The sequence below is a fragment of the Janthinobacterium foliorum genome (assembly GCF_978021625.1).
On sequence record NZ_CDXDQE010000009.1, the window covers coordinates 139,148 to 153,884 of the forward strand.

The window sequence follows — 14,737 nt, forward strand, 5'->3', positions numbered from 1 at the left end:
TGGGGTTGGGGTTGGGGTTGGGGTTGGGGTTGGGGTTGCGCTGGCTGCTACGGCCTGAGATGAGGGGACGGCGTTGGCCGCTGCGCGGCCAACGGCCGCGCGCAGCGCGGCAGAATGGCGATTCGGAGAGGGCCGGGCCGGCACGGCCCAGCCCTTCGAATCCCACCGTTCCGTCCAGACAAATAAAAAAGCCTCCCGCAGGGGAGGCTTTTTTATTTGATTCTGGCGGAGACGGTGGGATTCGAACCCACGATACAGGTATAAGCCGTATGCATCCTTAGCAGGGATGTGCCTTCGGCCACTCGGCCACGTCTCCTAGCTGATTACTCAACTATATCTCTGTAGCTAACTGCGCTGCAGCGACGAACGTCATAATATCGATTGCCCCCCCTTTGGTCAAGGGCGTGGGGCAATATTTTTACATTTTTAAGCTTTTTCCAGCTCGAACGCTTTATGCAGCGCGCGCACGGCCAGTTCCATGTACTTTTCATCGATCAGCACGGAAATCTTGATCTCGGACGTGGAGATCATCATGATGTTGATGCCCTCTTCCGACAGGGTGCGGAACATCTGCGATGCGACACCCACGTGGCTGCGCATGCCGACGCCGACGACGGACAGTTTCGACACTTTCGCGTCGCCCGTGATGCTGGCCGCGCCCAGCGATTCGCGGTTCGCTTCCAGCACGGCCAGGGCGCGCGCATATTCGCCGCGCGAGACGGTGAAGGTGAAGTCCGTTTTACCGTCGACCGACTGATTCTGTATGATCATGTCGACTTCGATGTTCGCGTCCGCCACCGGTCCCAGGATGTGGTAGGCCACGCCTGGGCGGTCGGGCACGCCGAGCACGGTGATTTTGGCTTCATCGCGGTTGAAGGCGATGCCGGAGATGACTGCTTGTTCCATGTTTGTATCTTCCTCAAACGAAATCAGGGTGCCTGAATTGGCTTCTATTTCCAGCGGCAACATCGGGTCGGTCAGCGACGACAGCACGCGCGTGGGCACGCGGTAGTTGCCGGCGAATTCCACCGAACGCGTCTGCAGCACTTTGGAGCCCAGCGAAGCCAGTTCCAGCATTTCTTCAAAGGTGATGGTCTTCAGGCGGCGCGCCTCGGAGACCACGCGCGGGTCGGTCGTGTAGACGCCGTCGACGTCCGTGAAGATCAGGCACTCGGCCGCCTTCATGGCGGCGGCGATGGCCACGGCCGACGTGTCGGAACCACCGCGGCCCAGGGTCGCGATATTGTCGTTCTCGTCGACGCCCTGGAAACCGGTAATGATGACAATCTTGCCCGCATCGAGGTCGCGTTTGACTTTTTCGTCATCGATCGACTGGATGCGTGCCTTGGTAAAGGCGGAATCGGTCTTGATCGCGACTTGCCAGCCAGCATAGGATACGGCTTGTTTGCCGATCGCCAGCAGTGCCATCGACAATAGGCCGACGGACACCTGTTCGCCTGTCGAGGCGATCATGTCAAGTTCACGGGGATCGGGTTGATCCATGATTTCCTTGGCCAGTCCAATCAGGCGGTTGGTTTCGCCCGACATGGCGGATGGCACCACCACGATTTGATGCCCAGCGTCGTGCCACTTGGCAACGCGCTTGGCGACATTCTTGATACGGTCAGTCGAGCCCATCGACGTACCGCCATATTTGTGGACGATTAAAGCCATAAGAGTGAAGTTTCCGCTCAAGAAGAATAAAAAAGGAGGGCTTTACTCTACATGCCGCAATGCAAAATAACAAGCTAAAAAGCGCATTAGCTCATACCAATTACACATATGGAAATAACCAATTCATGCAGTCCAGCTGGCTTGAACAGCCGCTTCCCGGCCGCCTTGCAAGCGGCCGTGGCGGCGGCTCCTGCGCTCAGCAGGACTGCCAGCGCAGGGTGACGCGGGGACGATCCAGCAAGCTCAGGCAATGACAGTCGAGGCCAATACCAGCCGCGAACAGCAATTGTTGCGCCGCACAGACAAGGGGCAGGCGTTCGCGCTCCCAGGCGGGCACGTCGAACGCCTGGTAATGGTATTTCAAGCTCTTGGTGGGACGGTTCAGGGCCAGCTTCAGGCGCTCGCCGCCCTGACGGAAATCGATGCTCAAGGCTTGCGATCGCAGCCAGGCCACGTCGATGCCCTGGCCGCCCTCTTCCACCGCATCGAAATGCAGCACGCCGCCATATGCGGGAAACGCCAGGCTGGCCTCGCCTTGCCACGAAAATTGCTGGCTGGCCTTTTCCAGGCCGGGAATGCCCGCGTCGTCACGCTCGCGCATGCCGGCCAGGTCGCCGAGCTTGGGCGTCAAATATAAACGGTCGCGGTGGCGCCGCACGTGGCAATCGGGATGCGTCACCAGCAATTGCGCATCGGGCCGCGCTTCCAGCAACTGCGCCAGCATTTCCACCAGCCACGCCGTCGACGGCATGCGCAAGCCGCGCGTGCCGAACCAGTGGCGCAGCAGGTTGTAGCAGCGATCCGCGCTCAGCGCGCGCAATTTCGCCAACTCGATGCACTCGCCGTCCAGGCACGCGGCCAGGTCCTGCGTCGCCAGTTCCGTCAGCAGCCGCTGCGCCGATTGCGCATGCTGGGCGCTGCGGGCGAAGCGTTCCTGGAAACCGGGAAAGGCCTGCGCCAGCACGGGCATCACCTGCTGCCGCAAGGCATTGCGGGCAAAGCGGGGATCGTCGTTCGATTCGTCGTGGATATGCGCGATGGCATGCTTCGCCACATACGCTTCGAGCTGCCTGCGCGCCACGGGCAGCAGCGGACGCGCCATCACCAGGTCAGGATTGCCCAGCAGCTCGGGCGCGCTGTTGGCGCCATCCATGCCGGACAAGCCCGCCGTGCCGGAACCGCGCAGCAATTGCAGCAGCACCGTTTCGGCCTGGTCATCCTGGTGGTGGGCCGTCAGCAGCAGGCGCACGCCGTGCGTGGCGCACAGCTGGCCCAGGGCCGCGTAACGGCTCTTGCGGGCCGCCTCTTCCGTGCCCGTCTTCGCATTTTTTTCCAGCGTGACATGGCGCGCCTCGAAGGCAATGTCCATGCCGGCACACCATTGCGCGCAGTGCGCCAGCCATGCATCCGCGTTCGGGCTCAGGCCGTGGTGCACGTGGAAGGCGTGCAAGGCGACACCCTGCTCTTGCGCCCAGGCATGCGCCAGGTGCAGCAAGGCGGAGGAATCGAGGCCGCCGCTCAGGGCGATGCCGACGGTGCTGCCGGCTGGCGGCGCGCAGGCGTGCATGGCGCTGGCAAAGATATCGGCGACGGTGGCGGTTTGTTGCTTTTTCAATGTGGACTCCGGGAATGCAAAGAGGGACAGGCGGCTAAACGGATGGTGTCGTTTAGCGGACTGTCCCTGGTGTTTTACTGTCTTGCGTCGGCTTACGTCTTGTCGGCTTACGTCTTGTCGGCTTACGTCTTGTCGGCTTACGTCTTGTCGGCTTACGTCTTGTCGGCTTACGTCTTGTCGGCTTACGCTGCGCTAAGCCGACCTACGCCGACCCACGACGGCTTACTCGCTCGGCGTGGTTTCCTTGAACTTGCCGTAGCTCAGCAATTTCTCGTGGCGCGCGGCCAGCAAGTCCTTGGTTTTCATGCCGTGGAACTGGCGCAAGGTGTCGGCCAGCGCGCGTTTCAGCAAGGTGGCCATCTGTTTCGGATCGCGGTGGGCGCCGCCCAGCGGTTCGTTGATGATCTTGTCGATCAGGCCCATGGCTTTCAGGCGGTGCGCCGTCAGGCCCAGCGCTTCGGCCGCGTCGGAGGCGCGCTCGGCGCTCTTCCACAGGATCGAGGCGCAGCCTTCCGGCGAGATCACGGCATAGGTCGAGTATTGCAGCATCAGCACGGCATCGCCCACGGCAATGGCCAGCGCGCCGCCGGAACCGCCTTCACCGATGATGGTGGCGATCAGCGGCACTTTCAGTTCCGCCATCACGTACAGGTTGTGGCCGATGGCTTCCGACTGGCCGCGCTCTTCCGCGTCGATGCCGGGGAAGGCGCCTGGCGTGTCAACAAAGGTGAAGATGGGCAGGTTGAACTTTTCCGCCACTTTCATCAGGCGCATGGCCTTGCGGTAGCCTTCCGGCTTCGGCATGCCGAAATTGCGCATGGCGCGCTCTTTCGTGTCGCGGCCCTTCTGGTGGCCGATCACCATGCACGGCTGGCCGTTGAAGCGGGCCAGGCCGCCGACGACGGACAGGTCGTCCGCATAGCTGCGGTCGCCATGCAATTCGTGGAAATCGGTAAAGATTTCATTCACGTAATCCATGGTGTAGGGGCGCTGCGGGTGGCGCGCGATCTGCGCCACTTGCCAAGGCGTCAGCTTGGCGTAGATATCCTTGGTCAGCTGCTGGCTCTTCTTGGCCAGGCGGTCGATCTCTTCCGAGATGTCGACGGCCGAATCGTCTTGCACGAAGCGCAACTCTTCGATCTTGGAATCGAGTTCCGCGATCGGCTGTTCAAAATTGAGGAAAGTCGTTTTAGTCATTGTACCTCCAGGTTTTACCGGCCACGGCGCCAGGGCGCGCGGCGTCATCTATGTTTATTTTACCGTACCGGCTGGTGCGCCGGGGGCTGCATCGGGTGCGGCAGGGGCGGCTGCAGGGTCGAGACTGCGCCACAAATACCACGTCGCCACGGTGCGCCACGGTTCCCAATTGGCGGAAACTTCGCGCGCATCGCTGCGGGAAACAGGTTCGCCGGAGAAGTAATTGACGCTGATGCCCTGGATCAAACCCGGGTCGTCGAGCGGCAAGACGTTCGGTCGCAGCAGATTAAATATCAAAAACATCTCGGCTGTCCAGCGGCCGATGCCGCGGATCTGCACCAGTTCGGCGATGACGGCTTCGTCATCCATCTGGTCCCACTGGCTGGCGTGCACGCGCTTGGCCTTGAAATGGTCGGCCAGGTCGAGGATGTATTCGGTTTTGCGTTTGGACAAGCCACAGGCGGCCAGCTGCTCGGCGCCCGCCTTGAGCACTTGCGAGGGCGTGCATTTCGGGCAGGCCAGCAGCAGCTTTTTCCAGGCAGCATCGGCCGCCTTGGGCGTGATCTGCTGCCCCACCAGCGAACGGGCCAGGGTGGTAAACGGGTCGCTATGGCCAACCAGGTGCAGGTCGCCAAATTGCGGGATGAGCTTTTTCATGATGCGGTCGCGCTTCATCAGCTCGATCTTCGCCTCTTCCCAATAGTGCGGCACCTGGATCACCTGTGCCGCCACCGGGGCTTCCCCGTTTTCCCTGGACGTTGGCATCATGCGCGGCGCCAGTTGGTCGAGCCGTCCGGCTTGTCTTCGAGAATGATGCCCGCTGCCAGCAACTCGGCGCGGATCTTGTCGGACTGGGCAAAGTCGCGCGCCTTTTTCGCCGCGCTGCGCGCCGCGATGGCCGCTTCGATGCCCGCGGCCTCGTCCTCGCCACCGGCGGCTGCACCGACGGTCGCTTGCAGGAATTGCTGCGGCGTGCGCTCCAGCAAGCCGAACACGCCCGCCAGGCCCTTCAGCTGGCGCGCCAGGGCCGGCGACTTGCTCTTGTTGACTTCCGTTGCCAGGTCGAACAGGGCGGCCACGGCCAGCGGCGTGTTGAAATCGTCATCCATGGCCTCGGCCACGCGCACGGCGTGCGCCTCGCTCCAGTCGATGGCGCCCGCTTCCACCGCCACGTCGGCCAGCGCCGTGTACAGGCGCGTGAGCGACAGGCGCGCATCGTCCAGGTGCACGTCCGAGTAGTTCAGGGGGCTGCGGTAGTGCGCGCGCAGGATGAAGAAGCGGATCACTTCGGCATCGAACTTTTGCAGCACTTCGCGGATCGTGAAGAAGTTGCCCAGCGATTTGGACATCTTTTCATTGTCCAGGCGCACGAAGCCGTTATGGATCCAGTAATTCACGCTGGTGTGGCCGAACGCGCCTTCGGATTGGGCGATCTCGTTTTCGTGATGCGGGAATTGCAGGTCCGCGCCGCCGCCATGGATGTCGAATTGTTCGCCAAGCAAGGCGCACGACATGGCCGAGCATTCGATATGCCAGCCCGGGCGGCCACGGCCCCACTTCGAATCCCATTTGACTTCTTCCGGCTCCGATTCCTTCGACGACTTCCACAGCACGAAGTCGAGCGGGTCGCGCTTGCCCGTGTTCACGTCGACGCGTTCGCCCGCGCGCAGGTCGTCGAGCGACTTGCCCGACAGCTTGCCGTAGTGGGGGAAATTGCGCACGGCATAGTTCACGTCGCCGTCAAGACCCTGGTAAGCCAGGTCCTTCGCTTCCAGCTGCTCGATCAGGCGCAGCATCTGCGGCACGTATTCGGTGGCGCGCGGCGTGTGGTCGGGTGTCAAGATGCCCAGCGCGGCCGTGTCTTCATCCATGTACTGCGTGAAACGCGTCGTCAGCTGCGAAATCGTCTCGCCGTTTTCCACGGCGCGGCGGATGATCTTGTCGTCGATGTCCGTAATATTGCGCACATAGGTAACGTCAAAGCCGGACGCCTTCAGCCAGCGGTAGATGACGTCGAAGGCCATCATCATGCGCGCATGGCCGATATGGCAATAATCGTAGATGGTCATGCCGCACACGTACATGCGTACCTTGCCGGCTTCCATCGGGACGAATGCCTGCTTCTCGCGCGCCAGGGTGTTGTAAATCTTTAGATTGCTCATCGTACTTTGCAAGTGGAGCGGCCGCCAGCCTGGCAAAACGACAGACAGGCGCGGACACCGTGGGTGCCGCGCCACTGAACTGCCGTGTGCGCCGAGACGGGACGACCCGCTATATTGTTGTTCTTGTTTGTTAGAATTGGGGCGTTAGCGGTCAAGTATAACATTGATAAAAACCATACTGGCCCGATATGAATCAGGTTTTTACGATGTTCAACCGAATTTTCATTTCTTTACAATTAAAGCAAGTTTAGAGAAAAATAACGATTAAGGACGCCTTCATGCAAGAAACCAAACCATATCGCCTGTCTTTCCTGGCCCGCTTCTGTGCCCTGTTTGCCAGCCTGACCCTGGGCGGCGCCGTCGTCGCCGCTCCTGCCGCCCCGTCCGCCGCCCTCGATCCCACGCCGCACGTGGCCCTGAAAACGAATATGGGCGAGATCGTGCTGGAACTGGATCAGCAAAAAGCGCCGAAAAGCGTGGCCAATTTCTTGCAGTACGTCAAGAGCGGTTACTACAAGGGCACCGTGTTCCACCGCGTCATCGATGGCTTCATGATACAGGGTGGCGGCTTCGACAAGAACATGAAACAGAAAGCCACCAGGGCGCCGATCAAGAATGAAGCGCAAAACGGCTTGCAAAACGTCACCTACAGCATCGCCATGGCGCGCACGGGCGACCCGCATTCGGCCACGGCGCAGTTCTTCATCAACGTCAACGATAATGGCGCGCTCGACTACCCTGGCCGCGACGGTTTCGGCTACACGGTCTTCGGCAAGGTCGTCAGCGGCATGGACGTGGTCGACAAGATCAAGGCCGTGCCCGTCGCCGACAAGGGACCGCACCAGAACGTGCCCGTCACGCCCGTGGTGATCGAATCGGCGACTTTACTCAAGTCCGCGCCCGCAAAACTGTAAAATAGCGTTTTTGCGGCGCCGGCCTGCCGGCGCCGCCAAATCAAATTATTCATCCAATTTATTAAGGATCATCATGACCTCCGTCATCATCACCACCAATCTGGGCAAGATCACCGCTGAACTGGACGCTGAAAAAGCGCCGAAAACGGTTGCCAACTTCCTGGCCTACATGAAAGCCGGCCACTACGACAACACGATTTTCCACCGCGTCATCGACGGCTTCATGATCCAGGGCGGCGGTTTCGAGCCAGGCATGAAACAGAAGCCAGCCGATGCCACCGTGGAAAACGAAGCCAAGAACGGCCTGAAAAACGACACCTACACCCTGGCCATGGCCCGCACGTCGGACCCGCACTCGGCATCGGCCCAGTTCTTCATCAACATCAAGAACAACAGCTTCCTCGACTACCCGGGCCAGGACGGCTGGGGCTATGCCGTGTTCGGTAAAGTAACGGACGGCAAAGAAGTCGTCGACGCCATCCGCGCCGTGAAAACCTCGCGCGCCGGCATGTTCGCCGACGTGCCAGTGACCGACGTCGTCATCGAAAAAGTCGAAGCCGCTTAAGGTAGCCCTGCAGGCCGACTGCGCAGCCCACTGCCGGGTTTGCTGGCTGTACTCAAGATACAGCTCCGCTACTCGATCCGGCATTGGGCTTCTCGCTACGGTTTTCAGCGCCACCGTCAACAATGCATTCAAAACACCAGACAAATCAGGCAGCAATCATGCGTCCCGCAAGCAAGCAATCCCTACCCGACGGGAGCGTTGAACGATGACAATGCCTGCCGCACTCTTTATTTCCGACCTGCATCTGCAGAACTCGCACCCGCGCACCAGCGCGGCGTTTCTTTCTTTCCTTGAACACCATGCGCAATATGCGCAGGCGCTGTATCTGTTGGGCGACCTGTTCGAATACTGGGCCGGCGACGATGACCTGGAAGACCCGTTCAATGCGCGCATGACGGCCGCCATCCGCGCCGTCAGCGATGCGGGCGTGCACGTCTACTGGATTGCCGGCAACCGCGACTTCCTCGTCGGCTCCGGCTTTGCCGCTGCCGCCGGCGCCACCCTGCTCAGCGAACCGCACGTGGCCACCATTGCCGGCCGGCGCATCATCCTGCTGCATGGCGACGCCGAATGCACGAAAGACGTCAAATACATGGAGTTTCGCGCCATGGTGCGCCAGCCCGCATGGCAAAAGCAGTTCCTGTCCATGCCGCTGGCGCAGCGCAAGGCGATTATTGACGGCTTGCGCCAGAGCAGCCGTGAACACAACGGCGAAAAATCGTACGACATCATGGATGTGACGCCCGATGCCGTGGCGCAAGTGTTTGCCGAACATGCCAGCACCGTCATGATCCACGGCCACACGCACCGCCCCGCCCTGCACCAGGTCGACAATACCTTGCGCTATGTGCTGCCGGACTGGGAATGCGACGTGACGCCGCCGGAACAGCCGCGCGGCGGCTGGATCGCCATCGATGCGCGCGGCAACATCACGCGCCACGACCTCAACGGCGACATCCTCGACTAGGCCTGCGCCGACCGCCGCGCGGGCGTTTGTCCGATAGCCGCGCCCGCCTGACTTTGCTGTAATGGCGGCATGAGCACGCCCTTTTCCACGCCCTTGATCGGCACGGCCGGCTGGAGCATTTCCAGCGCCGCCGCCAGCCATTTTCCAGCCGATGGCAGCCACCTGCAGCGCTATGCCCAGGTGCTCGATTGCGTGGAGATCAATAGTTCCTTTTATCGCCCGCACCAGCCCGCCACCTATGCGCGCTGGGCCGCCAGCGTGCCCGAGTCCTTCCGTTTCAGCGTGAAACTGCCGCGCCGCATCACGCACGAGCTGCGCTTGCGCGACTGCTCGGCGGAACTGGAGCGCTTTGCGGCAGAGGTCATGCAACTGGAAAATAAACTCGGCTGCGTGCTGGTGCAACTGCCGCCCAGCCTGCATTTTGAAGCGGACGTTGCCGCCACGTTTTTGTCAGCCTTGCGGCAACGCTTCGACGGCATGCTGGCGTGCGAAGCGCGCCACGCCAGCTGGTTTGCTGCGCCAGCCACGGCACTGTTGATGGAACGGCGCATCACGCGCGTGCGCGCCGATCCCGCCGCCGGCCAGCCTGGGCCGCATGTGCCGACGACGGATGCGGCGTATCTCCGCCTGCATGGCAGCCCGCGCATCTATTATTCGGACTATGGCGCAGAATACCTGGCGGCGCTGGCCAAGGCATTGCACCCACCCGTGCGCGCGGATAGCTGGTGCATCTTCGACAACACGGCGGCAGGCGCCGCCCTGCTCAATGCGCTGGACCTGCAGGCGCGGCTGCAAGCGCGTCAACCGCGCATGAATGCCACGACTTAAGGTAACGGTGTTTGCAGCACGGCCTGGATCGTGAAGCCAAACAAGGTATTGTTGCCATAGGCAAGGATGCCGACGTCAGGATGGCCCCATGGCAACACTGGCGTGGAAATGACGCCGGCGGCATCGATCTTGCGCAGCCAGCCCTGGCCGCTCATGTACAGATTGTCGCTGGCATCCATGGCCAGGCTGGTGGCACCTGAAAACGGCAAGCCCCCCACGCCGGGCGGCCCATCGCCGCCACCGCTCTTCTTCAGGGTGCCGGCAAAAACGCTGGCCTTGCCTGCACGGTCCACCTTGAAGACAACTTGATGCACGACATCATCAAAGTACAGATTGCCCTTGCTGTCAAAAACCATGCTGGCCGGCAGCATGTACTGCCATTCATACTCCGTATCGCCCAGCGAGCGTGCCAAGGCTTCAAATGAGACCAGCGAGGTGAAGGCGCCGCCAGGGGCGCGCCGGTGAATGCCATCGAGCCCCCAGCCCTGCCAGAAGACATAGCCATCCTTGTCGACCCCCAGCAGGTATTCCGTTGTGGTAATGCCTGGAATGCTGGGCAACGCCCCGTCGGTGGAAACCACCCCGTCCTTGCTGAGTTTGCGCAGATTATACGCAGCACCAGCAGGGGCACGGTCGGCAAGATAGACCCCTCCCTCCTGGTCGCAGGCGATCGCGACAGGCGCCCGCAAGGTCGCGCTGGCGCGTGGTCCGTCATCGCTGCCCGCGCGTCCGGCAATGCCGGCGTAGATGCTGTAACTACCGTCTGGCGTCAGGCGGCGCAGCACCTTGTTCGCCCGGTCGAGCATGTAGACGTTACCCGCAGGATCGCTGCACATGCCCGCGGCGCCCACGTAGCCCAGACGAGCCGCAGCGCCCACACCGTCCTTGGGCCCGATACTGCCCGGCAGAAAGGACAAGGGGGACAATACCTTTGCCGCGCTGACGCTGATTAAGCGATGTAAATTGGCATCGTTGACGATAATGGCGCCCGAGCTGTCTTGCAACAAGGCGCCCAGGTAGGAGAAGCCGGCGGCGGCACCAGCCGCATCTGTCACTGTCCGGCCGATTACGGTGCTCACGTCGCCACCCGGCGTCACGCGGCGAATGGCGTCACGGTCGGACAGCAGCAGATCGCCATTGCGGCCGAGCGCCATGCCACGGATGGAAAGAAAGCTGGCGGCCGAGCCCTTGCCATCATTGCCCTTCTGGCTGAATCCTCCCGCCACCAGGACGGCGACGCCCTGCTGCCACCGAAAGAGGCGGCCGCCAAACATCTCTCCCAAGTAGATCGTGCCGCCGGCATCGACAACCACGTCGCCGGCCCGTATCGAAAACCCGTTCACATCCAGTACTTTTTCAGAACTGACCAATCCGCCCGGCGTTACCCGACGGATCATCTGCTGGTCCGGATCGGTCAGCAGGACATCCCCATTGATGTCCATGGCGACGCTGTCGATGCGCCCCAGTTGCGCCTGCGTCCCTTGCCCATCGGCAAAGCTCGGAGCCGTGTTGGACCAGTCGCACGCCGCGCGGCGCTGTCCCGCCACCGTGCTGACCACGCCAGCCGGGGTGATCTTGCGCAGCTGCGCATTGCAACTGTCGGCGAGGTACAGGTTTGCCGCGCGATCGATCGCCATGACGGCAACGCCGCCCGCCATGTGGAAAGTGGCGGAGGCAGAGGCGCCATCGTCGGCGCCCGGCTTGCCAGGGATGCCCGCATGCACGCTCACCGTGCCGGCCGGCGTGACTTTATGGATGACCTGCAGAACGGCATCGGCAATGTAATAATTGCCGGCCGCATCCTGCACCATTCCGGAAATATTCTGGATTTTTTCCTGCACGCCGGCCAGCACCACAGGCAGGCAGCGCACGGCGAGCGTGTTGACATCCGCATTGCCCACCGTCGCCGCGCCCTTGGCGATGCTGCAGCCGAGGCCTTCGGAAGTACTCTCGATTCTGCCTTCATAGCTGGCGCCCGCCGCCAGCTTGCCGGCGAAATGGAAGGCGCCATTCGCCGTGACGGTCAATTTTTCGGCACCGTTGGCCAGCACCACCTGGGCACCGGGCACCAGCCCGCTCACCGTGCCGCCCACCAGGTAGCGCGGCGCCTCGGCCGTCGGCACGGTGGGCGCGGCAGGCGTGCCCCCATCGCCGGAACCGCCGCCGCAGGCGCTCAACGCCGCCAGCAAGGCGCCGCCGCAAGCGGCGCGCGTGAACATAATTTGCAACTCGCCATATCGATTGATCATTTCCGCTTTCATGGTGGCTGGCGATGAGTGTCGCCATAAGTTATCAAGTAAGATTCCCAAATAAACAATATTATAGTTGCCTTATGGATATAAATACATCGGTTGTTGGCATGTGTTTTTTAGTGTTATAGTTAACTACAACACCAGATCAATAACTCACCAAGGAGTTCCGATGTTCCCTGCACCTTTTGCGCGTCATCCGGCCATCCCCTTATCGGAGCGCATTCCATGAGCGGCGAATGGCATGACAATAGTCCCATCTACCGCCAGCTCAAGGCGAAAGTGGTGGGCATGATGCTCGATGGCGCGCTGCAGCCTGGCGACGCCTTGCCCTCGGTGCGCCAGGTGGCCGCCGATTACCAATTGAATCCCATCACCGTGTCGCGTGCCTACCAGGAACTGGTCGACGATGCGCTGGTGGAAAAACGCAGAGGACTCGGCATGTATGTACTGGATGGCGCCCGCGACAAATTGCTGGCCAGCGAACGGGAACGCTTCCTGCGCGAAGAGTGGCCGGGCTTGCTGGAGCACATCAAGCGCCTGGGTCTGGACCTGGAGCAATTACTGCAAGCCAGCCACGACGGTGGCGCACACGGAGAAACCGCATGAATGCATTGAACAAGGACAGCGTTATCAGCGCGCGCGGCTTGCGCAAGCAATACGGCAAGCGGGTGGCCGTGGACGGCATCAGCTTTGATATCGCGCCGGGACGCATCGTCGGCTTGATCGGTCCCAACGGCTCTGGCAAGACCACCACCCTGAAAGCCATCCTGGGCCTGACGGGCTGCGACGGCGAACTGTCCGTGCTGGGGCGCGATCCGCGCACGCAGCGCGACGCGCTGATGGACGACGTGTGCTTCATCGCCGATGTGGCGATTTTGCCCGGTTGGCTGCGCGTGCGCGACGCCATCGACTTCATCGCCGGCGTGCATCCGCGCTTCGACCGCGACAAGGCCGAACGCTATCTGGCGCACACCAGGCTGGCGCCGAAGATGAAGGTCAAGGCCATGTCGAAAGGCATGATCGTGCAGTTGCACCTGGCGCTGGTGATGGCCATCGATGCCAAACTGCTGGTGCTCGACGAGCCGACCCTGGGCCTGGATATCTTGTACCGCAAGCAGTTTTACCAGAACCTGCTGGAAGACTATTTCGATGAAAACAAGACCATCGTCATCACCACGCACCAGATCGAGGAAGTCGAGCACATCCTCAGCGACCTGATGTTCATCCGCGACGGCAAGATCGTCCTGGCCTCGAGCATGGAAGAGGTGGGCGAGCGCTATGTCGAGGTGATGGTGGGGCCGCAGCACGTGAATCCGGCCCGCGCCCTGCAGCCCATCAGCGAACGCAGCGTGTTCGGCAAGTCGGTCATGCTGTTCGATGGCGTTGCCCGTGCCCAGCTGGCCGCCCTGGGCGAACTGCGCACGCCCAGCCTGGCTGACCTGTTTGTCGCGACCATGAAAGGATCGTACCAATGAGTATTTCCCCCCTGAAGAAGATGCAATGGCTGATCCGGCGCGAATTGTGGGAGCACAAGGGCATGCTGCTGTGGACGCCGGCCCTGATCGGCATCGCCATGACCCTGCTGGGCGTCCTGGTGACGGTGGCCACCATCGCCAAGACCAAGGTGCGCACGGCGCTGGTCGTGAATGGCCAGGAAATATCCTGGAGCGCCATTTTCAATACCCGCACGTTCAGCCCGCGCCGCGCGGAAATCATCGAGCATGTCGCCAATAACTACACCTACACGGCGGCGCCGCTGTTCCTGGCGCTGGGCTTCCTCGTGTTTTTCTATTGCCTGAGCGCCCTGTTTGACGAGCGCCGCGACCGCAGCGTGCTGTTCTGGAAGTCGCTGCCCGTCTCGGATGCGCAGACGGTGCTGTCGAAAGCGGCCATTGCGCTGCTGGTCGCGCCGCTGATCGTGGCGGCCGCCGCCAGCCTCACGTCGCTGGTGCTGGTGCTGATACTGAGCGGCGTGCTGGCGCTCAACGGCATCCACGTGTTTGCCGAACTGGCCAGCTCACCGGCCCTGTACCTGGGACCGCTGCGCGTGTTCGGCCTGTTGCCCGTGTATTGCCTGTGGGCCTTGCCTACCGTGGGCTGGCTGCTGATGGTATCGAGCTGGGCCAGGTCAAAAGTGTTCCTGTGGGCCGTCGGCGTGCCGCTGCTGCTGCTGATCTTGACGGTCTGGGTAGGCAAGCTGACCCTGACGGAAAACGATATCAACTGGATACAGATGAATGTCATCGGACGGGCCCTGCTGGGCACCATCCCCGGCAGCTGGTATTTGTTCGAGCCGGCACTGCTGCGGCCGATGGAAGCGTTGGCCCAAGGTTCCCAGCTGACGCGCTTCGACCTGTTCAGCAATTCCTGGTCCAGCCTGGCCTCGCCCGCCGCCTGGCTTGGCGCCGCGGCCGGCGCGGCAATGATGTACGCCGCCATCCGCCTGCGCCGCTGGCGCGAGGAAGCCTGACAACAAAGACGGACGCCACGCCTGGCGAAGCCATGCCCTGCCTGCCGCACAACGCCCCGTCCAAACGGGGCGTTTTTCATTTCAACGCCCTGT

The 14,737-nt window shown here is 61.8% G+C and carries 13 protein-coding genes and 1 tRNA gene; 7 read left to right on the plus strand and 7 right to left on the minus strand.

The window, feature by feature from the left end; all coding sequences use genetic code 11:
• Window positions 1-223 precede the first annotated feature (223 nt).
• The 6 genes from ACZ92H_RS18735 to cysS all read right to left on the minus strand — a co-directional run bounded on the left by ACZ92H_RS18735 (window position 224) and on the right by cysS (window position 6,648).
• Window positions 224-316, minus strand: a tRNA-Ser gene (locus tag ACZ92H_RS18735).
• A gap of 110 nt (window positions 317-426) precedes the next feature.
• A complete protein-coding gene (locus tag ACZ92H_RS18740) occupies window positions 427-1,674 on the minus strand; it encodes an aspartate kinase (RefSeq protein ID WP_092799589.1) in 1,248 nt (415 codons plus the stop codon).
• Between the two features lie 196 nt (window positions 1,675-1,870).
• Window positions 1,871-3,289: a tRNA lysidine(34) synthetase TilS gene (gene tilS / locus ACZ92H_RS18745; RefSeq protein WP_465050580.1), complete on the minus strand. Its 1,419-nt coding sequence runs from the start codon at window positions 3,287-3,289 to the stop codon at window positions 1,871-1,873.
• A 222-nt stretch (window positions 3,290-3,511) separates the two neighbouring features.
• Window positions 3,512-4,486, minus strand: coding sequence for an acetyl-CoA carboxylase carboxyltransferase subunit alpha (locus tag ACZ92H_RS18750; protein WP_034756951.1), 975 nt, complete (start codon window positions 4,484-4,486; stop codon window positions 3,512-3,514).
• 54 nt (window positions 4,487-4,540) lie between these two features.
• Window positions 4,541-5,254 carry a DNA-3-methyladenine glycosylase family protein gene (locus tag ACZ92H_RS18755; protein ID WP_442906278.1) on the minus strand — a complete coding sequence of 238 codons (714 nt, stop codon included), beginning with the start codon at window positions 5,252-5,254 and terminating at the stop codon, window positions 4,541-4,543.
• Window positions 5,251-6,648, minus strand: a complete 1,398-nt coding sequence (gene cysS / locus ACZ92H_RS18760; protein ID WP_131378571.1) for a cysteine--tRNA ligase — start codon at window positions 6,646-6,648, stop codon at window positions 5,251-5,253. The genes ACZ92H_RS18755 and cysS overlap by 4 nt, the downstream gene beginning before the upstream one ends.
• A 278-nt stretch (window positions 6,649-6,926) precedes the next feature.
• Between cysS and ACZ92H_RS18765 the strand changes: the two genes are divergently transcribed.
• The 4 genes from ACZ92H_RS18765 to ACZ92H_RS18780 all read left to right on the plus strand — a co-directional run bounded on the left by ACZ92H_RS18765 (window position 6,927) and on the right by ACZ92H_RS18780 (window position 9,922).
• Window positions 6,927-7,562, plus strand: coding sequence for a peptidylprolyl isomerase (locus ACZ92H_RS18765; RefSeq protein ID WP_465050582.1), 636 nt, complete (start codon window positions 6,927-6,929; stop codon window positions 7,560-7,562).
• A 73-nt stretch (window positions 7,563-7,635) separates the two neighbouring features.
• The gene (locus ACZ92H_RS18770; RefSeq protein WP_131378567.1) at window positions 7,636-8,127 is read left to right on the plus strand and encodes a peptidylprolyl isomerase; all 492 of its coding nucleotides are present in this window, start codon (window positions 7,636-7,638) and stop codon (window positions 8,125-8,127) included.
• A gap of 211 nt (window positions 8,128-8,338) precedes the next feature.
• A complete protein-coding gene (locus ACZ92H_RS18775; RefSeq protein ID WP_465050584.1) occupies window positions 8,339-9,094 on the plus strand; it encodes a UDP-2,3-diacylglucosamine diphosphatase in 756 nt (251 codons plus the stop codon).
• Between the two features lie 69 nt (window positions 9,095-9,163).
• The gene (locus ACZ92H_RS18780) at window positions 9,164-9,922 is read left to right on the plus strand and encodes a DUF72 domain-containing protein (RefSeq protein ID WP_465050585.1); all 759 of its coding nucleotides are present in this window, start codon (window positions 9,164-9,166) and stop codon (window positions 9,920-9,922) included.
• Here the strand turns inward: ACZ92H_RS18780 and ACZ92H_RS18785 are convergent.
• Window positions 9,919-12,003, minus strand: a complete 2,085-nt coding sequence (locus tag ACZ92H_RS18785) for an NHL repeat-containing protein (protein ID WP_465050586.1) — start codon at window positions 12,001-12,003, stop codon at window positions 9,919-9,921. The two genes, ACZ92H_RS18780 and ACZ92H_RS18785, sit on opposite strands and share 4 nt — an antisense overlap.
• 396 nt (window positions 12,004-12,399) lie before the next feature.
• Between ACZ92H_RS18785 and ACZ92H_RS18790 the strand changes: the two genes are divergently transcribed.
• The 3 genes from ACZ92H_RS18790 to ACZ92H_RS18800 are packed head-to-tail and all read left to right on the plus strand — an operon-like array spanning window position 12,400 to window position 14,644.
• A complete protein-coding gene (locus tag ACZ92H_RS18790) occupies window positions 12,400-12,780 on the plus strand; it encodes a GntR family transcriptional regulator (protein WP_131378558.1) in 381 nt (126 codons plus the stop codon).
• On the plus strand, window positions 12,777-13,649 hold the full coding sequence (locus tag ACZ92H_RS18795) for an ABC transporter ATP-binding protein (protein WP_465050587.1): 873 nt from the start codon (window positions 12,777-12,779) through the stop codon (window positions 13,647-13,649). Before ACZ92H_RS18790 ends, ACZ92H_RS18795 begins: the two co-directional genes overlap by 4 nt.
• A complete protein-coding gene (locus ACZ92H_RS18800; protein WP_465050589.1) occupies window positions 13,646-14,644 on the plus strand; it encodes a hypothetical protein in 999 nt (332 codons plus the stop codon). Before ACZ92H_RS18795 ends, ACZ92H_RS18800 begins: the two co-directional genes overlap by 4 nt.
• Window positions 14,645-14,737: the final 93 nt, after the last annotated feature.